Below are 24,501 nucleotides of genomic sequence, written 5' to 3'. Positions count from 1 at the left end.
GTCCCCCGCGCGCTTCCCCTCGCCCGCACCCGCGAGATTGCCCGCCTGGCGTGCTTCTGCGACAACCCCGCCGTGCCGCGCGCCGCCGTGCCCTCCCCGCCGCCGCCCGAAGTCCCCGACCCCTCGCAGGCTCCCCCGGACCCCGCGCAGGCCGCCCCCTCTCCGCCCTCCCCCTCCGCCGCCCGCTCCGCCGGCCGCGGCGGCCTCGCGATCGCGGGCGCCAAGGTCTCCTTCATCGTCTTCGGCTTCGTCCAGCAGCTCATCCTTCCCCGGCTGCTCGGCACCGACGGCTACGGCGAGGTCTCGATCGTCCTCGCCGGGGTCGGCGTGGTCAACAACGTCATCGTCGCGACCGGCATCCAGGGCGTCTCGCGCGCCGTCTCCAGCGTCGCCGACCGCGACGCCGCCGAGGCCTTCCGCCGCACGCTCGCCCTGCACGCCGTCCTCGCCATCGCCGTCTCCGCCTCGTTCGCGCTCCTCGCCGGCGCCATCGCCGACTTCTCCGAGGCCCCGCACGTCGCCGGCCCGCTGCGCCTCGCCGCCGGCGTCGTCCTCCTCTACGGCCTCTACGCCCCGCTCGTCGGCGCGCTCAACGGCCAGCGGCGGTTCCTCACCCAGGCCGCCTTCGACGTCGGCTACGGCGCGCTCCGCACCGCGACCATCGCCGCCGGCGCCCTCCTCTTCCTCCGCGCCGGCCAGAGCGGCGTCCTCGGCGCCATCGCCGGCTTCGTCGCCGCCGCCGGCATCATCGTCCCCCTCGCGCTCACCCGGACCGGCCTCGGACGCCGCGGCAACGCCGGCCCCTCGATCCGCGAGCACCTCGTCTTCCTCCTGCCGCTCGCCGTCTCGCAGACCTTCCTGAACTTCCTGCTCCAGACCGACTTCTTCCTCCTGCGCCGCTTCCTCGGCCAGGCCACCCACCACCTCGCCCTCGGCGCCAGGGCCGCCGACGACCTCATCGGCGTCTACCGCGGCGCGCAGCTCTTCGCGTTCCTCCCGTACCAGCTGCTCCTCTCCGTCTCCTTCATCCTCTTCCCGATGCTCGCCCGCGCCCGCGCCGAGGGCGATCGCGCCGCCGTCCGCCGCTACACGATGACCGGCGTCCGCCTCTCGTTCCTGCTCACCGGCCTCCTCTGCGGCCCCATCTCGGGCCTCGCGCCGCACGTGCTGCGCTTCGCCTTCCCCGTCGAGATCTACAGCCGCGGCGGCGACACGCTCCGCGTCCTCTCGCTCGGCATGGGCGCCTTCGCCATCCTCGGCGTCGCCTCGGCCGCGCTCACGAGCCTCCGCAGGGAGCGCATCGCGGCCGCGCTCACCGCCGCCACGGTCCTCCTCGTCGCCGTCGGCTGCTCCGTCGCCGTCCCCCGCGCCGCCTTCGGCCCCGACATGCTCGTGAGCTCCGCGACCGCCACCTCGCTCGCGCTCGCCACCTCCGCCGTCGTCGCCGGCGTCCTGCTCCACCGCGTCGCCGGCGGCTTCGTCCGCGCGACGACGGTGCTCCGCGTGGGCGTCGCCCTCACGGTCGCGATCGCCGTCGGCACGCGGCTGCCGTGGCTCGGCAAGGTCGCCGTGCTCGGCGAGGCCGTCCTCGTCGGCCTCGTGTACATCGCCCTCCTCGTCGCCACCCGCGAGGTCGGCCGGGACGATCTCGCCGCCCTGCGGCAGGCGTTCGGGCGCGGCGCGCGCCGGGCCTAGGCCCAGGCGGCTCCAGCGCCGCGCCAGGCCCGCGCTCGCCGCCCGGCAGCGCCCGCCCGCCGGCCTTCTCCGGCTCGGACGCCCGCCTCGAGGCCCCCTTGACCGTCAGCCGGCGATCTCGCATACGGCCTCTCCCCCAGCCCGGCCAGCGCCGCGCCCGCTCGAAGGCCGAGCGGCGCCCCGCGACGCGCCGGCACCCCAGGCAGGCGAAGACGTGGCTCCTCAATTCATCTTCACGATGCAGGATGTCCGGAAGGTGCACCCCCCGAACAAGGAGGTGCTGAAGGGCCTGTGGCTCTCCTTCTACCCGGGCGCGAAGATCGGCGTCCTCGGCTCGAACGGCGCCGGCAAGAGCACCCTGCTCCGCATCATGGCGGGCGTCGACAAGGACTACCTCGGCGAGGCCAGGCCCGCCGACGGCGTCCGCATCGGCTACCTCGCCCAGGAGCCGCAGCTCGAGGCAGGCAAGACCGTCCTCGAGCACGTCGAGATGGCCGTGCACGACGTCCGCTCCCTCGTCCAGCGCTTCGAGGAGATCGGCACCCTGCTCGGCGAGTCGCCCCCCGACATGGAGGCGCTCCTCGAGGAGTACGCCGCGCTCCAGGACAAGATCGAGGCCGCGGGCGGCTGGGAGATCGACCGCGTCGTCGAGCGCGCCATGGACGCCCTCCGCCTCCCCCCGCCCGACGCCGACGTCACAAAGCTCTCCGGCGGCGAGCGCCGGCGCGTCGCCCTCTGCAGGCTCCTCCTCGAGAAGCCCGACATCCTGCTCCTCGACGAGCCGACAAACCATCTCGACGCCGAGAGCGTCGCCTGGCTCGAGCGCTTCCTCCACGACTACCCGGGCACCGTCGTCGCCGTCACCCACGACCGCTACTTCCTCGATAACGTCGCCGGCTGGATCCTCGAGCTCGACCGCGGCGCCGGCATCCCGTACGAGGGCAACTACACAGGCTGGCTCGAGCAGAAGAAGAAGCGCCTCGACCTGGAGCAGAAGCAGGAGAGCTCGCGCAAGCGCACCCTCGAGCGCGAGCTCGAGTGGGTGCGCCTGGCCCCGCGCGCCCGCCAGGCCAAGAGCAAGGCCCGCCTCGCCGCCTACGAGTCGCTGCTCGCCGAGGACAGGTCGAAGAAGGTCGAGGAGAACGAGATCCACATCCCCGCCGGCAATCGCCTCGGGAACGTGGTCGTCGAGGCCGACCACCTCCGCAAGGGCTACGGCGACCGCATCCTCGTCGACGACCTCACCTTCTCGCTCCCGCGCGGCGGCATCGTCGGCATCATCGGGCCGAACGGCGCCGGCAAGACCACCCTCTTCCGCATGATCATGGGCCAGGAGCAGCCCGACGGCGGCGCGCTCCGGATCGGCGAGACCGTCGAGCTCGCGTACGTCGACCAGTCGCGCGACGCCCTCAACCCGAACAACAACGTCTGGCAGGAGATCTCCGGCGGCGAGGACCGGCTGATCGTCGGCAAGCGCGAGGTCAACTCGCGCGCCTACGTCTCCAGCTTCAACTTCGCCGGCAGCGACCAGCAGAAGAAGGTCCGCGACCTGTCCGGCGGCGAGCGCAACCGCCTCCACCTCGCCAAGCTGCTCCGCCGCGGCGGCAACGTCCTCCTGCTCGACGAGCCCACAAACGACCTCGACGTCGATACGCTCCGGTCGCTCGAGGACGCGCTGCTCAGCTTCGCCGGCTGCGCCGTGGTCATCAGCCACGATCGCTGGTTCCTCGACCGGATCGCGACCCACATCCTCGCCTTCGAGGGCGACAGCAAGGTCGTCTGGTTCGAGGGCAACTACGCCGACTACGAGGCCGACCTGAAGCGCCGCCTCGGCGCCGACGCCGCCGAGCCCCGCAAAATCCGCTACCGCAAGCTCACCGCGGGCTGAGGTGGCGCAGCGCACCGCGCCCCGCGGCGCTCCAGCCCCGGAGCACGTTTCCGATCTGGTGCGACGCGGGCGCCCGCAGTAGCTCCTCCTCCATGCTCCGGAGCACCCTGGGCGCAGGTAGCGCATGGCTCAGCGCGGCCGCCGCGGCGGCCACCCTCGCGACGACGGCCGCCGCCGGCTGCCGGGACGCCGCCGAGACCCGCTCGCCGTTCGCCGTGGCCCCGTCGAACGGAGACGGGGGCGGCGGGGCAACGGGCGAGGGCGGCTCCGGTGGCCAGGGCGAGGGCGGCTCCGGCGGCCAGGGCGAAGGCGGCTCCGGTGCCGGCGACCAGGGCGCCGGCGGCTCCGACGGCGGCGCCGGGCCGGGGGGCCCGACGCCGGAGGGCGCGCCGCTCGCGGTCGTCACCTGGAACACAAAGGACTTCTTCAACGATCAGGACGACACCGAGGGCTCCGAGGAGACCGTGCTCACCGCCGCGCGCTACCGCGAGAAGCGCGAGGCGATCGCGGCGGTGCTCGCGGACCTCGACCCCGACGTCGCGGTCCTCCAGGAGGTCGAGCACCTCGAGGTCCTCGAGGACCTGAGCCGCATCGAGCTCGGCGGCGCGTACCCCCACGCCGCGCTCGTCGAGGCGTACGACCCGCGCGGCATCGACGTCGGCGCGCTCTCGAAGATCCCCTTCGACAAGGTCGTGTCGCACCGGGACGACCGCTTCACGCTGCGCGGGACGCAGGGGCCCGTCTACACGTTCACGCGCGACTGCCTCGAGCTCCACCTCACCCCCCGGGGCGGCCGCAAGGTCATCCTGCTGGGCGTCCACTTCAAGGCCAAGGCCGCGCCCGACAACCCCGACAGGCGCCTCGCCGAGGCGCAGCGCGCCCGCGCCATCGCCGACGCGCTCGCCGCAGCGCACCCCACCGCGGCGATCGCCGTGCTCGGCGACTTCAACGACCTGCCCGGCTCACCCCCGGTCGAGGCCGTCGCCGGCGCCGGCGCGACCCGGTTCGAGGACGTCGCAACCGCGGCGCCATCCGCGGATCGGTGGACGTACGACTTCAACGGACAGCTAGAGCTCATCGACCACCACATGGTCAATCCGTTGCTCCGGCGGATGCTCGATCCGGGCTCGGTCCAGGTCCCGCACGGGCCGTCGATCGAGGACGCGAGCGACCACGCGCCAATCTTTTCCGCGTACAGGATCACCCCGCCCACGTAAGCGTTCGACCGCGCTTCAGCTAAGCTGCGCCCCGATGCACGGCACGAGGAGAAAAGGCTCCCCGCCGCGAGCCCGGAGGGACTGGGGGCGCCTCGCCGTGCGCGTGCTGTGCGTCGTGTTCGCGGTGATCGGGGCGATCCCGCTCGCGGTCGGCTTCCTCGTGCGGACCCAGGCCGTGCGGGCCTGGGCGGCGGCCGAGACGGCCGCGCTGCTCCAGAACGAGCTCGGCATCACCGCCCGCTACGACGTGCGCGTGCAGGCCTGGCCCCTGATGGTCGGCCTGAACCGCCTCGTCGTCGACTCCTCGGACGGCGGCGCGCCGTTCCTCGAACTCGAGCGCGTGGCGATCCGCCCGCGCCTGTTCTCGCTGATCGCGGGGCGCATCGACGCCGGCGACGTCGAGATCGTCGGCCCGCGCGTCCGCGCCGTCGTGAAGGACGGGGAGCTCCGCAACCTCAACCTCCCCCGCACCCAGAGCAGCAGCGACAAGAGCTTGCTCGACCGCGCGCCGCTCTCCTCGGTGGCCATCACCGACGCGCAGGTCGACCTGACGATCGACAACCTCCGCATCCAGGCCCGCGAGGTCGACGTCGACGTCTCCGCCGAGCCGGCCGACGCGTTCGAGATCGCGATGCGCTCCGGCCTCGTCTCGGTCGTCCACACGCACGCCGCGCCCGGCCGCGAGGCCGAGGAGGACAGCGTCGACGAGGACGTCGTCTGCCGCTTCGACACGCGCATCCGCGTCGAGCCGGACCGCGCGCTCGTCCGCCGGCTCATCCTGGAGGGCGCCGCCGACTTCGATCCGGATCCCGGCACCGCCCCGCCCTGCGCGCTCCAGGAAGGCGACTGGCGCCGGGTGGAGCTCGAGCTCGGCGCCCTCCGCGCCGTGGGCCTCGGCGGCGGCATGCCCCACCGGATCGAGGGCCGCGTGCGGGCGCGCCTGCCGGTCCCGATCGTGCACCGCTTCGTGGACCTGCCGCCCTCGTCCGGCTCGCTCGCGATCGACGTCGACGCCGAGTACGACGCGGCGTCCGCGCCGTTCGGCCTCGCGCTCCCCCGGGTGAAGGGGACCCTCGCGATCGACCAGCCGGGCCTCGACGGCAGGGTCTTCGTGACGCGCCTCTCGAGCCAGCTCGCGACGACCCCCGACGCCGTGCAGCTCTCCGACACCGCCATCGCCTGGGCCGACGGCACGCTCAAGATCTCCAGCGCCGAGATCAAGCCGTTCGAGAAGGGCATCCCGCTCCAGGTGGGGCCTGTCGACTTCGCCGGCATCCAGCTGCCCGGCCTCCTGCGCGACCTCGGCGTGCACCCCCAGGCGCACGTCGCCTGGACGCTGCGCGAGGGCCGGTTCGATCGCTTCGGCGGCACGCTGTCCCCGCTCTCCCTCGAGGGCCCGCTCGCCGTGCAGACGCACGGCTTCGACATCTTCGATCGCCCGACGACGGACCCGGCCCGCCAGCGCCTGATGGGCGTCAAGGAGGGCACGGTCCGCGGCTCGTTCCAGGTGCGGCCGAACGCCGTCGTGCTCTCCGGCTTCTCGGTCGACACGCCGGGCTCGCACCTCCGGGCCACCGTCTCGCTCGGCTTCAACGACCAGCTCGGGGTCGAGATCCACCCGGGCTCGCAGGTGGACCTCGCCGATGTCTCGCCGCTCGCCGAGCTCGAGCTCGCCGGCGTCGCCACGCTGAAGGCCTCGATGCACGGCTCCTACGGGCACCCGAAGCTCAAGGGCGAGGTCGGCATCGAGAAGTTCGTGTTCGCCGGGTTCCCCATCGGCGACCTCGAGCCCTCGCCGGTCGCGTTCGAGCCGCTCGCCGTGACGCTCGAGAACGCGCGCGTCCGGCACGGGGCGAGCCGCGTCCGGGTCCCCTCGATCAAGATCGACTTCGACCCGGCGGGCAACCTGCCGAAGGGCCGCTCGCTCGACAGCGCGTCGGGGATCGTGGTCGTGGACGCGACCGTGGACACGCGCGAGGCGCCGCACCTGGCCGCGCGCGACCTCCTCGAGATGCTCCGCCTCGAGAAGGATCCGCGGTACGCCGGCTACAAGGCGACCGCGAGCGGGACGGCGCGGGCCCACTTCGCGCTCGGCGGCCCCGAGGACCGCTGCGGCGGCGGCTACCTCGCCGTGAGCGCCGGGATGCGGCTCAGCGGCGTCGAGCTCCTCGAGGAGCGCTTCGACGAGGGCGAGGTCGACCTCAACCTGATCTGGGACGACCAGGCCGCCGGCGGCGACGGGATGCGGCTCGACGTCCGCTCGGCGTCGCTGCGCAAGGGCACGGGCTCGGTGCTGGCGAGCGTGTCCGTGGCGCACGGCGGCGCGCTCAAGGGGAGCGTCATCGCGAGCGGGCTGCCGCTCACGCGGATAGACGCGCTCGGGCCGGCGGCCTCGCTGTTCGACGGCTCGGTGTCGCTCGTCGCCAGCCTGGGCGGCACCGTGAGCCGGATGGCCGGGTTCGCGGACGTCCACGTCTCGCGCGTCGGCATCCGCCGCACGCACGCGAGCCTGCCCCCCTCGCGCGTCGAGCTCACGATCGTGCCCACCGAGAGGGCGCCCAGGATCGTCGGCAAGACGCCGATCTGCGGCAACCCCCAGGGCGCGCCGTTCGACCCGGCGGAGCTCGAGCGCGACCTCCCCGACGGCTCCTTCGTCGCGAACGGCTCGCTCTTCGGCGGGCAGGTGGCGCTGGAGGGGCTCCGCGTCACGCGCCAGCAGCGCAAGATCGTGGACGGCAAGGTGCGCATGGACGCGCTCGACCTCGGCACGCTCGCGAACCTGATCCCGGGCGTCGCGTTCTCGGCGGCGACGCCGAAGGGCACGCTGACCGCGACGCTCGACGTCGAGCGGCTCCCGCTCGCGGACCCGAAGCAGGCGGCGCTCACGCTCACGGTCGGCGCGCTCAAGCTGGAGCGGGAGGGCCAGGGGCTCCACCTCACGGCCCCGAGCGGGCCGATCCGCCTCGCGGGCAACGCGCTCCGGGTGCCGGAGCTCCGCCTCGAGGCGCACACCGCCTCGCGCCTGTCCGCCGCGTTCACCGCGTCCGGCGAGGTCCAGCGGGTGTTCACCGCGCCCGACCTCGACATCGCGATCCGGGTCAGCCCGACGAACCTGTCGCGGCTCAGCGCCGACATCCCGCAGATCCGGCACGCGCGCGGCACGGTGCAGGCCGAGGTCCAGGTGAGCGGTCCGCTCCAGGGGCTGCGCTACACGGGCTCGGCGACGCTCAAGGAGGGGGAGCTCGACGTCGTGGGGCTGCCCGTGTCGCTCGACGACATCGACGTGGAGATCGCGATCGGCGGCGATCTCGTGCGCCTCACGCGGGCGACCGCGCGGGTCGGCACGGGCACGGTGAGCGCGGCCGGGCACATGCCGGTGCGCGGCCTGAACCTCGGCATGGCGACGGCCTCGATCGTGGCGACCGGCGTGAAGCTGCCGGTCGCGGACGGGGTGAACCTCACCGCGAACGCCAACCTCGTGGCGCGCTTCCAGCCCGGCGTCGAGGACGACGCGTCGGGCGAGAAGAACCTGCCGGAGGTCGAGGGCAAGATCACGCTCACGTCGTTCAACTACACGCGCCCGATCCTGATGAGCGTCGATCTCGGCGACCTGACGGGCCGGCAGCGGACGACGGTGCAGACCTACAACCCCGCGGCCGACGCGGTCCGGTTCCGCGTCACGGTCCTCTCGCCGAATCCGCTCCATTTTTCAAACGATCTCGCGGACATGCGGCTCGAGGTCTCGCCGACGGGGCTCGAGCTGTCGGGCACGAACCAGCGCTTCGGCGCGCGCGGGTCGCTGCGCATCCTGCCCGAATCGAAGCTCATGCTGCGGAGCACCGAGTTCAACGTCCGGGAGGGCTACGTCCGCTTCGAGGATCCGTTCCGCATCGCCCCGAAGGTCGACGTGCGCGCCGAGAGCGAGTACCGCCGCTACACGGCCATGAGCAGCGCCACGGCGGACCCGGCGGCCGGCGCGGAGGCGGCGGCGCCCGGGGGCATCGGCGCCGGCGCGAACGCCGGCGGGCACTGGCGCATCCGGCTGCACGCCCAGGGCGACGCCGACAACCTGCAGCTCAACCTGACGAGCGATCCGCCGCTCAGCCAGGAGGACATCGTCCTGCTCCTGACGCTCGGGATGACGCGCGCCGAGCTCAACCAGGGCGTCGTGTCGTCGCTCGGCGAGACCATGGGCCTCGAGGCGCTCTCGTCGCTGACGGGCGCGGACAAGGCGGTGAGGAAGATCGTCCCCATCATCGACGAGTTCCGCTTCGGCACCGGCTACTCGTCGAAGAACGGCGCCCCGGAGCCGACGGTGACCCTGGGCAAGCGCATCACGGACGCGGTGCGCGCCAACGTCACGACGGGGCTCTCGCAGGGCAGCCAGGTGCGCGCGGGCGTCGAGGTGAAGCTCAGCGACCGCATGAGCATCCAGGGGTCCTACGACAACGCGAACGACGCCTCGAGCTCGCCGCTCGGCAACGTGGGCGCCGATCTCCGGTGGCGGCTCGAGTTCGAGTGACGCGCGCGCGCGCTTGAACAGGCGCCGTCAGGGGGCGGCGGCGAGCGCCGCGGTGGCCGCGTCGAGCGCGCCGTACCGGTCGTCGCGGCTGGCCACCCACTGCTTGTGGCCCATGAGCTCGAAGATGCGCCGGTGCTTCGGGTTCTTCCAGGTCATGCTGAGCAGCGCGCGCTGGAACGCCTCGGCCTTCGCCTCGGGCAGCGCCGGCAGCGCGTCGAACATCGCGAAGTCGTAGGCCGGCGTCGTCCAGAGGACGTCGACCCGGCGGAGATCGATGTGGCCGCTCGCCTGCTCGGCCAGCCACACCGCGTCGCCGACCGCCGCCGCCTGCGCCTTGCCCTCGTGCAGCGCCGCGAGCGCCTGGACCTCGCTCGTCGCGGTGTCCCCGTGCTTGCCGAGGTCCACCTCGAACGGCATGAGCTGGATCCTGTCCACCGCCACCCCCGCCTGCCGGAGGAAGTGGAGCGGCAGGATGCGCGCGTGCGCGGAGTCGGCGCTCCCCACCGCGAGCACCTTGCCCTCGAGGTCGCTGAGCGCCCCGACCGCGGCGTCGCGGCGGACGAGGAGCTTGCTATGGAAGTCGCGGTCGATCTCGCGCATCGCCAGCGAACGGGACCGGCCCTCGGTCTGCCGCTTCACCCGCACGTGCGAGAGGGCGCTGTCCCAGGCGACGTCGATGTGCCCGCGGATCAGCGACTCCACCTGGCGCTCGTACGTAGAGAACAGCGCGAAATCAATCAGGATTCCATGCTCACGGAAGTGCTCGCGCAGGCTCTCCCACAGCGTCACCACCTTGAGGTCGTGCGCCACGGCGCCGACAAGCATCGCCAGGTCCTTCATCCGGTGCCTCGCACGGGCGGCGACGCTAGCACGAGGTCCGCCCGCCGAGATCCCCGCGTCTCGCACATCGGCGCATCGAGGCGTCGATCCGACCCGGCCTGGGCCTCCCGGGCGCTGGAGTCCGCGCGGTTCGTGTTGGTGCGCGAACGGGGCGCGGGCGCGGGCGCGGCGACGCGCGGAGGCAGGCGGCCGCGCTGCGGCGATGCAGGGCGCGCGGGCGACGTCGCCGCGCGGGCGGCCTCTTGCCCAACCGCCGCCCAACCGGGCTACGCTGCGGTCCTCGTGCACGCCGGCGCCGGTTCATTTCGTTTTCGTCCCCCGGCGCTCCGCACCTGATGGCTCGCCTCCGCTCCGCCCTCATTCCCCTGTGGCTCGGCCTTTTGCCGCTCGGCGCGCTCGCCGTCCCCGCGCGCGCCGACCAGGCGCCCGTGCGCCTGGCCCAGGCCGACCAGGTGGAGTCCAGCAGCTCGAACCGGGTTCACGCCAATCCCAACCCGGGTCAGGCCAACCAGGTTCAGGCCAACCCCAACCCGGGTCAGGCCAACCAGGTTCAGGCCAACCCCAACCCGGGTCAGGCCAGCGCCGCGGGGCGCGCCGGGCCTCCGGGTGAAGCCGGCGCCGAGGCCACCGACGTGCCGTCGCTCGATCAGCCGCTCGCCCTCGGAGAGCTCGTCGGCAAGCCGATCGTCCGCATCGATGTCGCCGCGCAGGGCGACCGCTGGCAGAACGCGTCGCCGGTCACGAGCGTCGAGCTCGGCGAGCCGCTCAGCCACGACGCCGCGCGCCGCGCGATGCGCGAGCTGCTCGCCTCCGGCAACTTCGCCCGCGCGTCGGCCGAGGCCTACCTGCTGCCCGACGGCGCCGCGCTCCGGATCGTCGTCGTCCCGCGCCGGCGCATCGCGACCGTCCAGATCACCGGCGGCGCGCTCGATCGCCAGGGCACCTTCGAGGCCGCCGGCATCGCCGAGGGCGGCGAGATCACCGCCGCGGCGCTCGCCGAGATCGGCCCCCGCATCCGCGCGTTCTACGCGCAGCACGGCTACCCCGCGGCCGCGGTCACGGTCCGCGCGGTCGACACCGACGAGCCGTCGCAGATCGTCCTCTCCCTCAACGTCGAGGCCGGCGCCCCGCGCATCGTCGCCCAGCGCGTGTTCGTCGTCGACCCGCGCGCGGACCGGGAGCTCGGCTCGCTCAGGGAGAGCTACCGCCTCGGCGTCGGCGCCCGCGTCGACGAGCCCGCCCTCGCCGAGGCCGACCGCGAGATGGCCGAGCTCCTCCGCCGGAGCGGCTTTCACGACGCCGAGGTCTCGCACCGCGTGCTCGCGGTCGGCCCGAACAATTACCTCTACGTCTACCTCGATCCCGGCGCGCGCATCGTCCCCGCCTTCGACGGCAACCGCGCCTTCGACAGCGACGCCCTCGAGGCCGCGCTCGGCCTCGGCGAGACCACCGAGACGAAGGCGGACGACCTCGCCGACCGGCTCACCGCGTTCTACGTCGCCCGCGGCTTCCTCGACGCCAGGGTGACGCCGTCGCTCGGCGGCAAGCCGGAGGATCCGGTCCGCTACCTGACCTTCACGGTCCGCGAGCACGAGCAGGTGCGCGTCACGAAGCGCGTCTTCCCCTGCCTCACCGGCGACCTCAGCCCGGACGACCTCGGCCGCGAGATCGAGAGCTTCCTCGAGGAGGACCTGCCCGGCGCCGACGCCTTCTCGATGCCCGACCCGCGCGGCATCTCGGACCTGTTCGGCCCGACCCGCGGCGCGGGCGGCCGGGCCCGCCCGGTCGAGCTCATCCCGGCGATGACGTACGAGCAGGAGACCTACGAGCGCGCCCTCAAGCACCTGCGCGACCTCTACTTCAGCAAGGGCTACCTGAACGCCGTCGTCGGTCCGGTCTCCGTGCTCCGCGCCACCTGCTCGCGCCGCTCGAAGCCGGGCGCCTGCGTCCCCGAGCCGGTCACCGAGCGCGTCACGGCCCAGTGCCGCACCGACGCGCTGGGCCTCCCCGTCCCCGAGCCGCCCGTCCCCGCCGCCCTGACCTGCCGGCCCGATCCGGCGCGGCACATCACGTGCGCCCCCGAGGTGACGCTCCGCATCCCTGTCCATCCCGGCCCGCAGACCCGGCTCTACGATCTCGCCTTCGAGGGGAACAAGGGCTTCTGCGGCCAGGCCGGCCTGATCGCGCGGGACCGGAGCTTCTGCGCCGAGGAGAGCCCGTTCAGCGAGCGCTGGCTCAGCCGGGTCGCGGACCTGAAGGTCGGAGAGCCCCTCTCGACGCTCGCCCTCGACGCCGCGCGGCTGCGCATCCTCGATGCCTACCGCGACCTCGGCTACGCGTTCGCCGAGGTCCGCACGGCGATCGAGCCCTCGCCCGACCGCACGCGCGCCCGCGCGCGGTTCATCGTGTCGGAGCGGGATCGGGTGACGGTCACCGGCATCGTCATCAAGGGCGCCGTCCGGACCGACGAGCAGCTGATCCTCCGCCGCGTCCTGCTCCGCGAGGGGGCGCCGTTCCGGCAGTCGCAGGCCCGCCTGAGCGAGGAGCGCATCGCCACGCTCGGCCCCTTCTCCAGCGTGTCCATCTCGCTGGAGGACCCGGATGTCCCGCAGAAGAACAAGCGGGTCATCATCCATGTGGTCGAGCAGCTGCCGCAGTACCTCAACCCGCAGATCGGGTTCTCGACCGGCGAGGGCGTCCGCTTCGCCTTCGAGTACGGACACCGCAACATCGGCGGCCTGGCCATCGGCCTCACGATGCGCGTCCAGCTCAGCTACCTGTTCGAGTTCATGGTCGTGGACCCCGCGGCGCGCCGTCACTACGAGGAGCTCAACGGCGACGATCAGCTGGAGCGCCGCAACACGGTCTCGATCACGCTCCCGGACATCGGCCTCGGCCCGCTCGTCAGCCTCTCTCTGGCGGGCATCGACGTGCGCGACAACCAGCTCGACTTCGGCTTCACGAAGCAGGCGCTCATCCCCGCGATCACCTACCGTCCGCGGCGCGCCGTGACGACGCAGCTCGCCGTGTCGACCGAGCTGAACGACGTCGGCTTCTTCCCGGGCGCCGTGGGCAACGAGAAGCGGAATATCCTCGACCAGCTGCGCATGCCCGAGGGACGCACGATCGCCCTGGCCCAGCGGCTCGACGCGTCCTGGGACACGCGGGACACCCCCTTCGCCGCGACCCGGGGATTCCTGCTCTCCGGCGGCGTCGAGCACGTCGACGCGTTCGACGCGTTCGACTCGGCCCGGGCCCAGTCGAGCTTCCCCGAGAGCCACTTCCTGCGGTTCACCGGCCGGGTGTCGGGCTATATCCCCCTCGCGCCCCGGTCGCGGCTCATCCTCGCGCTGAGCCTGTCCGGAGGGTATATTCAACCGCTCGTCGCCGAGAGCGGGACTTACCCTGACCGCCTGTTCTTCCTCGGCGGCGTCGACTCGCTCCGCTCCCATCTGGCCGAGTCGCTGTACCCCGAGGACGGGCTCGAGGAGGCGAGGGCGGCGCTGGGCGAGGACGCCGACGTCTCGACCGACGATATCCCGCGCGGCGGAACGGTGATGGTGAATCCGCGCGCCGAGCTGCGCGTTCCGCTGACCGATCTGCTCCAGCTCGGCCTGTTCCTCGACGCGGGCAACCTCTGGATCCGGGCGAGGAACGTGAACCTCGACCCGCGGCGGCTCCGCTACGGGCTCGGCGCCGGCCTGCGGGTGAACACCCCCATCGGTCCGCTGGCCTTCGACTACGGCTTCAACCTGGACCCGCGCGACGAGCTCGACGAGATCGACGGCGCCCTCCATTTCTCCGTGGGGCTCTTCTGACAGGCGGCGTCGCGTGCGACGCTTGGCTCACGCCCTCACGACGCTGGATGCCCTCGACGGCCGGGGGTCGCAAAGGCAGCTCTCAACTCACCATGACGAGGTTCCCCTGATGAACGGCTCTCTCCGCATGTGCGCCCTGCTCGCCCTGACATCGATCCTGACGACCGCCGGCTGCGGGGACGACAGCGCCGCACCGAGCAGCGCGTCGAGCGGCTCCGGCGGCGCGGGCGGCTCCGATGCGGCCGGCACCGGCGGCTCCGGCGGCGCGGGCGGCTCCGGCGGCTCCGGCGGCTCCGGTGCGGCCGGCGCGGGCGGCTCCGGTGGCGCGGGCGGCTCCGATGCGGCCGGCACCGGCGGCTCCGGCGGCGCGGGCGGCTCCGGCGGCGCGGGCGGCTCCGGCGGCGCGGGCGGCTCCGGCGGCGCGGGCGGCTCCGGCGGCTCAGGCGGCTCAGGCGATGCGACGTCGAGCGGCTCCGGCGACACGACGTCGAGCGGCTCCGGCGGCTCCGGCGGCTCCGGCGGCTCCGGCGACACGACGTCGAGCGGCTCCGGCGGCTCCGGCGGCGCGCCGGTGTGCGGCGACGCCCGGTGTGACGAGGAAGAGACGTGCGAGAGCTGCCCCGGCGACTGCGAGGGGTGCGCGCCGGCCTGCGGGGACACGCGCTGCGAGGCGCCGGAGACGTGCGCGTCGTGCGCCTCCGACTGCGGCGAGTGCCCGCCGGTCTGCGGCGACGGCACCTGCGAGCCCCTGCGGGAGAACTGCCAGGCGTGCGCCTCCGACTGCGGCGCATGCCCGCCGGACGACTGCAGCCACGACCTGTGCGAGGAGGGGGACCCGCTCCTCACCAGCTGCGACCCGTGCGTCACCGCGCTGTGCGCCGAGGACCCCGCGTGCTGCATGAGCGCGTGGGACGCCCACTGCGTCGAGGGGCTCGCCGCCGCCTGCGGGCGGGCCTGCGGGTGCGCTCACGACCTCTGCGAGACGGGCGAGGCGCTGGACCCGTCGTGCAACAGCTGCGTCGCGAATGTGTGCGACGAGCTCGAGGGAGACAGCTTCTGCTGCACGTTCCGCTGGGACGAGAGCTGCATCGGGCTCGCGCAGCACCGGTGCGGCGTCGCGTGCCCCTGAGCTCAGCCCGCCGCCTGCCACGAGAGCCACGCGCGGCCGCTGCAGGGAGCGCCGCTCGCCGCGCGGCGGGCGGCGCCGCGCGGCATCGACAGGATGGCGGCGGCCCCCGCGGTCAGCGCACCGTGGCCGCCTTCATCTCGCGGACGAAGCTCGCGACGGCGCGCGCGGCCGCCTCGGGATCGCCGAGGTTCGCGGCGATCCGCTGGACGACCGCGGACCCGCTGATCACGCCGAACGCCCCGGCGGCGAGGGCGTCGCGCACGTGCTCGGGCTTCGAGATGCCGAAGCCGAGGATCGCGGGCGGCGCGCCGAACCGGCGCAGCGTCTCGAGGAGCGTGCCGTGGCCGAGGCGCAGCTGCTCGTCCGCCCCCGTCACGCCCTTGCGCGTGACGCAGTAGGTGTACGCAGCGCACCGCTCCGCGAGCAGCTTCAGCGTCGGCTCCGAGGCGTTGAGCGGCGCGATCAGCACCGGCGCCACGCCCGCCTCGCGCGCCGCCGCCACGTACGGCTCCGACTCCCTCACCGGCACGTCGGCGACGAGCACGCTGTCGACCCCGGCCGCGGCCACCGACGCGTAGAAGCCCTTGAGATCGCGGTGCTTCACCAGGTTCGCGTACGTCAGGAGGCCGACCGGCACGTCCTTCACCTCCGCCCGGAACCGCGCGAGGAGCTCGATGCAGTCGGGCGGCCGCACGCCGGCCGCGAGCGCCCGCACGGCGGCGGCCTGGATCGTCGGGCCGTCCGCGATCGGATCCGAGAACGGGATCCCGACCTCGATCGCGTCCGCGCCGCCCTCCACCGCCGCGCGGAGCAGCCGCGCGCTCGTGGCGAGGTCCGGATCCCCGAGCATCAGGAAGGGGATGAACGCCCCCTCCCCCCGCTGCCGCAGCCGCTCGAATGCGCGATCGTAGCGCGTCGTCATCGTCTCCCGACTCATGTCGACCTCCCTGGATCGAGCAGCTTCTGCGCCTGCTCCATGTCCTTGTCTCCGCGGCCCGACAGGTTCACGACGAGCACCGTCTCGCGCCCTGCCTGCGCCGCCTCCGCCGCCATCTTCATCGCGTGCGCGATCGCGTGCGCCGACTCGAACGCCGGGATGATGCCCTCGCTGCGCGCGAGCCGCTGGAACGCGTCGAGCGCCTCCTGGTCGGTCGCCGCCACGTAGGTCGCCCGGCCCGACGTCATGAGGTGCGCGTGCTCCGGCCCGACGCCGGGGTAGTCGAGCCCCGCCGACACCGAGTGCGTCTCGGCGACCTGCCCGTGCTCATCCTGGAGGATGTAGGTCTCCGACCCGTGCAGCACGCCCGGGCGCCCCTTGAGGAGCGTCGCGCCGTGCATGCTGGTCGACAGGCCGTGGCCGGCGGGCTCGACGCCGACGAGCGCCACGTCCTTGTCCGGGATGAACTCGGAGAAGATCCCCATCGCGTTGCTGCCGCCGCCCACGCACGCGACCACCGCGTCGGGCAGGCGCCCCTCCGCCTCCAGGATCTGCGCGCGGGCCTCGCGGCCGATCACCCACTGGAAGTCGCGCACGATCGTGGGGAACGGGTGCGGGCCGGCGACCGTCCCGATCAGGTAATGCGTGTCCTCGTAGCTCTCGGTCCAGTAGCGCAGCGCCTCGTTGAGGGCGTCCTTCAGCGTCTGCGAGCCCGAGGTCACCGGCACGACCTCGGCCCCCATGAGGCGCATCCGGAAGACGTTGAGCCGCTGCCGCTCGACGTCCTTCGCGCCCATGTAGATGCGCGTGGGGAGCCCGAGCAGGGCCCCGATCATCGCGGTCGCGACGCCGTGCTGGCCGGCCCCGGTCTCGGCGATGAGCCGCCGCTTGCCCATGCGCCGCGCGAGCAGCCCCTGGCCGAGCGCCTGGTTCGTCTTGTGCGCGCCGCCGTGGAGCAGGTCCTCGCGCTTGAGGTACACCTTCACGCGCGGGTCGCCGGTCAGGTTGCGGCACAGGGTCAGCGGCGTCGGGCGCCCCGCGTAGCTCGTCAGCAAGGCGTTGAACTCCGCCGCGAACGACGGATCGCCGCGCGCCTCCAGGTACGCGCGCTCGAGCTGCTCGAGCGCGGGTACGAGGATCTCCGGGACATAGGCGCCGCCGAAGGCGCCAAAGCGACCGCTTTGCTGCATGGTGATTGCCTCTATCCGTCGATGGTGCGTGGTGCGTTGTGGAAGATGCGGTCAGGGAGAAGCGCGGTCCGCCGGGGCCGCGGGGCCAGGGTCGTGGCGCGAGGGGCCGCGCGCGCGGTCGAACAGCCGCACGAGCAGGTCGGCGCACTTCTCGCCGGGCGCGCTCTCGACGCCCGAGCTCACGTCGAGCGCCCACGCGCCGACCCCGCGCGCCGCGGCGACGTTGTCCGGCGTGAGCCCGCCCGCGAGCAGGCTCCGGGCCCGCGCCGGGTGGTGCTCGATCGCGCTCCAGGCGAACGTCCGCCCGGTGCCTCCCCGCGCCTCGGCCGTGCGCGTGTCGAAGACGAGCCGATCGGCGCGGCGCTCGACCTCGGCGCCCGCGCCGGCCGCGCCGGCCGCGCCGGCCACACCCGAGGCGCCGGCCGCGCCGGCCACCTCGCCGGACGGCGCCATGGGGACCGCCTTCCAGACCTCGCAGCCCTCGGGGAGCGCGCGCCGCAGCCCCTCGACGTACGCGGCGTCCTCGTCGCCGTGCAGCTGCACGGCGCGGAGCCCGAGCGCGCGCGCTGTATCGGAGACGAAGCCCGCGGACTGATTGAGGAAAACGCCGACGAAGGCAAGCCCCGCGGCGGTGGCGATCGCGATCTCGGCCTGCTCGCGCGTCACCCGCCGCGGCGAGGCCTCGGCGAAGACGAGGCCGCCGAAGCGGGCCCCGAGCCGCTCCGCCTCGCGCGCGTCCCCGGCCCGGGTCAGGCCGCAGACCTTCACCCTGCCGTTCACGAGCGCGCGCGCGGCGTCGGCGATGTCGGGGCTGCGCATGAGCGAGGTGCCGACGAGGAACCCGTCGACCGAGCGCGCGAGCCGCTCCACGTGGGCGCGCGACTCGACGCCCGACTCCGCGATGACGATCCGGTCGCGCGGCACGCGCGGGGCGAGCCGCTCCGAGACGGCGAGATCGACCTTGAGCGTCCTGAGATCGCGGTTGTTGATGCCGATCACGGGCGCGGGCAGCGCGAGCGCGCGGTCGAGCTCCGCCTCGTCGTGGACCTCGACGAGGCAGTCCATGCCGAGCGCCTCGGCCGCGCCCAGACAGAGCAGCGCTGTCGCGTCGTCGAGCACCGACAGCATGAGCAGGATCGCGTCCGCGCCGCGCGACCGCGCCTCGACCACCTGGTAAGGGCCCACGACGAAGTCCTTGCAGAGGAGCGGGACGTCCAGGACCTCGCGCACGGCCTGGAGGATCTCGAAGCTGCCCTGAAAGAAGGGCTCGTCGGTCAGCACGCTCACCGCGTCGGCGACGCCGTAGTAGGCGGCGGCGACGGCGTGCGGGTCGAAGTCCGGTCGGATCAGGCCTTCTGACGGGGAGGCCTTCTTGCACTCCAGGACGAACCGCGCGCCCGGCGCGGAGAGCGCGCGCCGGAGGCTCCGCGAGGTGGGCGGGGCGTTCGCCCTGAGGACGGCGAGCGGGGTGCGCCGCTCGCGCTCCGCCACGTCCGCCCGTTTCCGCTCCACGATGCGCGCGAGGACATTGCTGCTCTGCTCAACCATGGTTCGCCTCCTTGCGCGCTTCTTGAGACCCTTCCCGGCTCAGCGCCACGAAGCGCGCGAGCCGCTCCGCCGCGCGCCCCGAGCTCAGCGCGTCGAGCGCCGCGGCCGTCCCCTCGCGCAGGCTGTCGGCGCGCCCGCCGATCCAGAGCAGCGCCCCCGCGTTGAGGGCGACGGCGTCGCGGTGCGCGGGCTCGCCGCGCCCGGCGAGGAGGTCGCGGAGCCACACGGCGTTCTCGGCCGGGCCGGCGCCCCGGAGCGCCTCGATCGGCGCGGGCGAGACCCCGGCGTCCGACGGATCGAGCGTGAGCTCCTCGACGACCCCGTCGCGGAGCCGGGCGGCGCGGGTCGGGGCGTGCAGGGCGATCTCGTCGAGGCCTCCGCCGTGCACGACGAGCGCGGCCTGGCAACCGAGCATCCCGAGCGTGCGCGCGGCGTGGGTGACGAGCTCCGGATCATAGATGCCCATCACCTGGATCGGCGGCGCGCTCGGGTTCACGAGGGGGCCGAGCAGGTTCATGATCGTGCGCACCTTGAGGGCGCGGCGCACCGGCATCGCGTGGCGGAGGCCGGCGTGGTACTGCGGCGCGAAGAGGAAGCAGAAGCCGACCTCGTCAAGGGCCCGGCGCGAGACCTCGGCCGGCGGGTCGAGCCGTGCGCCGAGCGCCTCGAGGGCGTCGGCGGAGCCGCACTGCGACGAGACCGAGCGGTTGCCGTGCTTGGCGACCGGCAACCCCCCTTCGGCCGCGACGAAGGCGACGGCGGTCGACACGTTGACGGTACACTGCCCGTCGCCCCCGGTGCCGCAGCAGTCGGCGAACGCGTAGGCCGGCCGCGCGAACGGCGCCGAGGCCCCCCGGAGCGCGCGCGCGGCGCCGGCGATCTCGGCGGGGGTCTCGCCCTTCGCCTTGAGCGCGACGAGCAGCGCGGAGAGCTCGATCTCGGTCAGCGCCCCCGCGACCACGTCACGGAACAGCGCCTCGGTCTGCTCGGCGGAGAGGTCCACGCCCGCGCAGAGCGCATCGATCACTGCATGCATCATGGTTCGCTCCTCATGTTCACGGCCGTTGCGGCAGACACGGCTCCTCGCGATTCGAGCATCGGACTGCGGCGCACTGCATAGCGGACAAAAACGAAAAGGCCCACCGTTGTTCGGCGGGCCCATTTTCTTCTTTCCTTCAGGTCGGCCTCCCCGGAGGGAGGCGCGTTACCCGTCGTTGGGGCCCGCCTTGGTACAGTACCAGCGCCACCAGCGCAGCCCGGCCACGCGCGAGCCCACCTGGGCCGCCCCGCGCGGCCGGACTTCGCCGAGGACGAAGGCCTCGGCGCCGGAGCGAGCGGGGGACGCGGGGAGCGCGCGGGACATGCGGGGAACATAGCTTGCGGCCGCGCGGGGGGTCAAGCGGGTTCGCGGCGGTTTCCGCTTCGCTGGTTCTGTCGGTCTTGTCTGTCGTCCACCCGCCACCTGCCGGCGCGCTGCCGCCGCGCGCCGCTGCTCTATCGCTCTGGCGCCTGGCGGGTATCCGCGCGGTCGGGGCGCGGGTGTGCGGGACAGACGCGGTGGCGGACTCCGCATGGCGGGAGATACCCATGCTCGGCGGGCTCGGTCCGCTGTCACGTTGTCTCGGAGCGGCTCACTCACCCTCATGATGGCTCACAGGACCAGGACGCCTTCCTATCGCATGAGCAACCCCTCCCCCTCAGCCAGGCCAGCTCTGGATGCACCTCCATGAAATCGATTCGCTGGATTGACCGTCTATCCGGGCTGCATTGGAATGACGGCGTCAGGACCTTGCGAGGCCGAGGTCGGGGCGCGGCTCGGAAGGGGGCGCCCCGAACCTCCCCGGGTGGGGCAAAACTCCCCTGGTCAGGCCGGCTCCTGGCCCTGGCGAAACGAGGCATGCAACGTGCAGCGAGCGTGGCTCGCCGGCCTCGTCGGCACGGAAGGAGCTGTGCATGAGCCTCATCGACGCGTGGGTCGGCGATCCGCCGCCCCCTCCGCCCGCCGGCCGGTACGGCGCGGGCTGCCGCGTGCTCGTGGCCGAGGATGACGACGAGATGCGCGCGCTGCTGGCGTCGACGTTGAAGTGTGACGGCTTCGAGGTCATCGAGGCGAGGAACGGGCTGGAGCTCCTCGATTACCTCCTCCCCTTGTTCGCCGGCCGGGAGCCGCCCGCGCCGGTCGACGCGATCGTGAGCGACATCCAGATGCCGTGCTTCACGGGCATGGAGGTGCTCGCCGGCCTGTCCGCGGTGCGGCGCCGGCCGCCCATCGTCCTGATCACCGCCTTCGGCGAGAGCTCCACCCACGCGCTGGCGCGCTCGCTGGGCGCGGTCGCGGTGCTCGACAAACCGTTCGACCTCGACGCGCTGCGGAGCGTGATGAGCCGGGTGATCGCGGCGCGGCAGGCGCCGGAGGACCCAGGCTGAGCTCCCGGCGCGCACGCGAACGACGTTCGGCGCTCGCGCGGGCGATCCGCCATCCCCGCCCCGTCGCGCCGCCGCCCTACTCCTCGTCCGGGTCGTCCCCGAAGAGCACCCCGACCGACCCCTCGATCGCGTCAAACGGCTCTGCCCTGACCCGATCGCCCCGCTCCGCCGTGAGCACGTTCAGATACCCGCCCTCCATCCAGCGATGCACGGTGAGCACCTCGTTCATCGGATCCACGATCCAGTAGTGCGGCACCTGGCATCGGTGATACGTGCGCAGCTTCTTCACGAGGTCGTTGCGCGTGTTCGAAGGGCTCAGCACCTCGCAGACCCAGTCGGGACGCACGAGGATCGGCGTCTTGTCGGGCAGCTCGGGGAGGCGCTCACGCCGCCAGCCCACCACGTCCGGACGGTAGATGTCGTGCTCCTCGAACCCCACCTCGACCTCGGTGGCGAACCACCACCCCCCGGGCCAGCGACCTCCCGGCCGCCGGTTGTAGGGCCGGAACACGATCCCGGCGAGCGATGCCTGGGCCCCGCCGTGCCTCGGCGAGGGCATCGCCTTCGGGACGAGATCGCCGTCGATGACCTCGTGAAACCGCTGTGCCTCGGGGATGGCCAGCAGATCCGCGATCGTGGCGAGCTTGCGCGCGGGGAGCGACACGGCTCCTCCATCCTGCCGTACCCGCCCGGAGCCCGCCAGCGCGCATGCGCCCGGACGCCGCGCGGGCCCCCAGCGCCCGGCCTCGACCCCGAGCGCGCCCCTCCCGCCGCCCTCGGCTCATCCGCTCCCGCAGGATACTTTCCGGTTCCGTGCACCGATGGTAGGCCCCCGTTCTGCAGGGCGCACGACCTCGCGGCCAGGCGCGACAGGCCCTCGCGAGGCGCCCGCCCGGCCCTCCCCCTGTGTGCCCATGATCACCGCCGAACCAGGTCCCCCGCCGCCGCCGAGCGCCGCCGGCGCTCATGAGAGCGTCCCGCCGCGATCGACGAGCGGTCCGCCCGCCCGCCCGAGCGCGCCGCCGGCGCGGTCCGTCCCCCCGCCGCCGCGCCGCAGCGCCTGGACCACCCGCCTCGGCGAGGCCTGCGTGCTCGGCCTCGGCGTCGCGTCGCTCTCCGCGGTCCCGACCGCGCTGCGCACCGCGCGCGCCGGCGCGTCGTTCCTCGATGGGCTCCTCGTCGGCACCGCGATCCTGCTCCCGCTCGTCACGCTCGCCCTCATCCTCTCGCGCGCCGCCGGCCGCGGCTTCCGCGGCATCGTCGGCGCGGGCGGCGAGCGCCTCGCCGTCCTCCGCATCGCGCTGTGGATCAGCGTCGCCGTGCCCGTGCTCGCCGCGCTCGCCGCCCTCCTCAAGGCGGCGACCCACCACCGCGGCCTCGCCGGCGCGACCTTCGGCGTCCTCGGCCTCGCCGGCGTCGTGGCCGCGGCGCTCCTCACCCAGCGCCTCGTCGCGTTCGGCGACCGCCTCGCCGCCCGCGGCGTGAAGCCGTGGATCCTCGCCGTCGCCGGCGCCGCCCTCGGCGTCCTGCCCCTCGTCGCCGCCTTCGCGCCGCTCGTCGCGCTCGCGGGCAGCGCCCCCGGCGACGCCCGCGACGCCGTGCGCGCGGCCATCGTCGACGGCGCCATCGCGCTCGTGGCGACCGCGCTCGTCTCCAGCGTCGACCTCAGCGCCGCGGTCGGCCGCATCGCCGGCCTCGCGGGCGTCCCGCTCGCCGCCCTGGTCCTCATGACGGCGACCGCCCGGATCGAGTCGTTCCCCCCGCTCGGCCAGGCCGTGCGCGCCGGCGGCGGGCTCGCGGCGACCCTCTTCGGCGCGCTCGAGCGGTGGACCGACCGCGACGGCGACGGGATGGGCTCGCACTTCGGCGGCCTCGACTGCGACGAGGGCGACCCCACCCGGTATCACGGCGCGCGGGACATCCCGGGCGACGGCATCGACCAGGGTTGCGGCGACGCAGCCCTGGGCGACGCCTCCCGGCCCGCCGGGGCGCTCGCGGGCCCCGCTGCCCCTCCTGCCAGCCCCCCGCCGGCCGCGCCGACCGCGCCGGCCGCACCGGCCGCGACCGCGCGCGCCGCGGCCGTGCCCGCGGCGCGCGACGATCGCGGCGCGGTGATCCCGGCCGTCCTGACCAGGACCATCGCCTCCGCCGCCACGCCGACGCCCGCCCCCGCGTCCGCGCCGGAGCGCCCCGACATCCTCCTCGTCACCCTCGACGCGGTCCGCGCCGACCACACGTCGGCTTACGGCTACGGCCGCGACACGAGCCCGCGGCTCGCCGAGCTCGCGGCCCGCGGCGTGCTGTTCGAGCGCGCCTATGCCGCCTCGAGCGAGACGCAGCGGGCCATCGCGCCGCTCGTCACCGGCCGCCGCCTCAACCGGGCGGCGCGCGACCGCCGCGCGTGGCCGACGCTGCTGCCCGGGAACGACACCCTCGCCGAGCGCATGAAGCGGGCCGGCTACCTCACCGCCGCGGTCAGCTCGTTCACGTGGATCAGCCAGGAGCGCGGCTTCGACCAGGGGTTCGATCGCTTCGAGACCGTCTACGGCGAGGCCCACCCCGAGCGCGAGGCGACCGGTCACCTCGCGGTCAAGAAGGCCATCGAGCTCCTCGAGGGCGCCGCCCGGCGCGCGCAGCCGGTCTTCCTCTGGCTCCACCTCTTCGACGCCCACGAGCGCTACGTCGCCCACCCCGGCATCCGCTTCGGCTCCGGCAGGACGGCCGCCTACGACGGCGAGATCGCCTACGTCGACCGGCAGCTCGGCGCCCTGCTCGACGCCGTGGCCCGGGGCCCCCGCGCCGGCCGCACCGCGATCATCGTCCACGGCGCGCAGGGGGAGGGCCTCGGCGAGCACGCCACCCTCGGCCACGGGGTCGAGCTCTACGAGGAGGCGATCCGCGTCCCGCTCGTCGTCGCGCTCCCCGGCGCAGCTCCCGGCCGTTACCCGCACCCGGTGAGCACGGTCGACATCGCGCCCACCGTCCTCGAGCTCGGCGACGCGGAGGCCACCGCCGTCGAGGGCGGCTCCCTCGCCGCCATCGCCGCCGGCGCCGACCGCGCGCCCCGAGGACCGGTGTTCGCCCGCACCGCCCGCCGCGCGGCGGTCGTCGACGGGCACCTCAAGCTCCTCGTGATCCAGCGCAAGAAGCGCGACCGGATGCTCCTGTTCGATCTCGAGCGCGATCCCCGGGAGACCCGCGATCTGTCGAACGAGCGCGCCGGCGACGTGGCGCGGCTCCGCGAAAAGTTGTCTGCCTTCGAGTCTCCCGCGCAGTAAAGTCCAAGCGAG

15 protein-coding genes are annotated in these 24,501 nt (G+C 73.9%); 8 read left to right on the top strand and 7 right to left on the bottom strand.

Features of this window, described 5'->3' with window-relative positions:
* Nucleotides 1-72 precede the first annotated feature (72 nt).
* From WME75_RS06585 to WME75_RS06570, 4 genes are all read left to right on the top strand, one after another.
* Complete coding sequence (locus WME75_RS06585) at nt 73-1,695, top strand: lipopolysaccharide biosynthesis protein (protein WP_437487282.1); 1,623 nt, start codon at nt 73-75, stop codon at nt 1,693-1,695.
* A 214-nt stretch (nt 1,696-1,909) separates the two neighbouring features.
* On the top strand, nt 1,910-3,583 hold the full coding sequence (ettA, locus tag WME75_RS06580) for an energy-dependent translational throttle protein EttA (protein ID WP_437487281.1): 1,674 nt from the start codon (nt 1,910-1,912) through the stop codon (nt 3,581-3,583).
* A 92-nt stretch (nt 3,584-3,675) separates the two neighbouring features.
* Nucleotides 3,676-4,800 carry an endonuclease/exonuclease/phosphatase family protein gene (locus WME75_RS06575; RefSeq protein WP_437487279.1) on the top strand — a complete coding sequence of 375 codons (1,125 nt, stop codon included), beginning with the start codon at nt 3,676-3,678 and terminating at the stop codon, nt 4,798-4,800.
* Nucleotides 4,801-4,834: 34 nt separating this feature from the next.
* A complete protein-coding gene (locus tag WME75_RS06570) occupies nt 4,835-9,322 on the top strand; it encodes a translocation/assembly module TamB domain-containing protein (RefSeq protein WP_437487277.1) in 4,488 nt (1,495 codons plus the stop codon).
* A gap of 27 nt (nt 9,323-9,349) precedes the next feature.
* Here WME75_RS06570 and WME75_RS06565 read toward each other — a convergent pair whose 3' ends face one another.
* Entirely contained in the window at nt 9,350-10,162 is an 813-nt protein-coding gene (locus WME75_RS06565) for a phosphate/phosphite/phosphonate ABC transporter substrate-binding protein (protein ID WP_437487275.1), read from the bottom strand.
* A gap of 335 nt (nt 10,163-10,497) precedes the next feature.
* On the opposite strand from WME75_RS06565, the gene WME75_RS06560 reads away from it, so the two are divergent.
* Together WME75_RS06560 and WME75_RS06555 are read left to right on the top strand one after the other, a co-directional pair.
* Entirely contained in the window at nt 10,498-13,980 is a 3,483-nt protein-coding gene (locus WME75_RS06560) for a BamA/OMP85 family outer membrane protein (RefSeq protein WP_437487273.1), read from the top strand.
* Nucleotides 13,981-14,089: 109 nt separating this feature from the next.
* The gene (locus WME75_RS06555; RefSeq protein ID WP_437487271.1) at nt 14,090-15,109 is read left to right on the top strand and encodes a hypothetical protein; all 1,020 of its coding nucleotides are present in this window, start codon (nt 14,090-14,092) and stop codon (nt 15,107-15,109) included.
* A gap of 112 nt (nt 15,110-15,221) precedes the next feature.
* Here the strand turns inward: WME75_RS06555 and trpA are convergent, their stop codons facing one another.
* From trpA to WME75_RS06530, 5 genes are all read right to left on the bottom strand, one after another.
* On the bottom strand, nt 15,222-16,046 hold the full coding sequence (gene trpA, locus WME75_RS06550) for a tryptophan synthase subunit alpha (protein ID WP_437487269.1): 825 nt from the start codon (nt 16,044-16,046) through the stop codon (nt 15,222-15,224).
* The gene (gene trpB, locus WME75_RS06545) at nt 16,043-17,236 is read right to left on the bottom strand and encodes a tryptophan synthase subunit beta (RefSeq protein ID WP_437487267.1); all 1,194 of its coding nucleotides are present in this window, start codon (nt 17,234-17,236) and stop codon (nt 16,043-16,045) included. Before trpB ends, trpA begins: the two co-directional genes overlap by 4 nt.
* 51 nt (nt 17,237-17,287) lie before the next feature.
* Complete coding sequence (trpCF, locus tag WME75_RS06540; protein WP_437487265.1) at nt 17,288-18,784, bottom strand: bifunctional indole-3-glycerol-phosphate synthase TrpC/phosphoribosylanthranilate isomerase TrpF; 1,497 nt, start codon at nt 18,782-18,784, stop codon at nt 17,288-17,290.
* Complete coding sequence (gene trpD, locus WME75_RS06535) at nt 18,777-19,820, bottom strand: anthranilate phosphoribosyltransferase (protein WP_437494761.1); 1,044 nt, start codon at nt 19,818-19,820, stop codon at nt 18,777-18,779. The genes trpCF and trpD overlap by 8 nt, the downstream gene beginning before the upstream one ends.
* Before the next feature lie 168 nt (nt 19,821-19,988).
* Nucleotides 19,989-20,147: a hypothetical protein gene (locus tag WME75_RS06530; RefSeq protein WP_437487263.1), complete on the bottom strand. Its 159-nt coding sequence runs from the start codon at nt 20,145-20,147 to the stop codon at nt 19,989-19,991.
* A gap of 590 nt (nt 20,148-20,737) precedes the next feature.
* On the opposite strand from WME75_RS06530, the gene WME75_RS06525 reads away from it, so the two are divergent.
* Nucleotides 20,738-21,211 carry a response regulator gene (locus tag WME75_RS06525; RefSeq protein WP_437487262.1) on the top strand — a complete coding sequence of 158 codons (474 nt, stop codon included), beginning with the start codon at nt 20,738-20,740 and terminating at the stop codon, nt 21,209-21,211.
* A 76-nt stretch (nt 21,212-21,287) separates the two neighbouring features.
* On the opposite strand, the gene WME75_RS06520 is transcribed toward WME75_RS06525, so the two are convergent.
* Nucleotides 21,288-21,875 carry a Uma2 family endonuclease gene (locus WME75_RS06520; protein ID WP_437487260.1) on the bottom strand — a complete coding sequence of 196 codons (588 nt, stop codon included), beginning with the start codon at nt 21,873-21,875 and terminating at the stop codon, nt 21,288-21,290.
* A 250-nt stretch (nt 21,876-22,125) separates the two neighbouring features.
* Here WME75_RS06520 and WME75_RS06515 point away from each other — a divergent pair, with 250 nt between their 5' ends.
* The gene (locus WME75_RS06515) at nt 22,126-24,489 is read left to right on the top strand and encodes a sulfatase-like hydrolase/transferase (protein ID WP_437487258.1); all 2,364 of its coding nucleotides are present in this window, start codon (nt 22,126-22,128) and stop codon (nt 24,487-24,489) included.
* Nucleotides 24,490-24,501: the final 12 nt, after the last annotated feature.

It is taken from the genome of Sorangium sp. So ce1014, assembly GCF_051521505.1.
Lineage (GTDB): Bacteria > Myxococcota_A > Polyangia > Polyangiales > Polyangiaceae > Sorangium.
The sequence above is the reverse complement of the archived record's forward strand: the minus strand, read 5'-3'. Positions and strand labels throughout refer to the sequence as shown.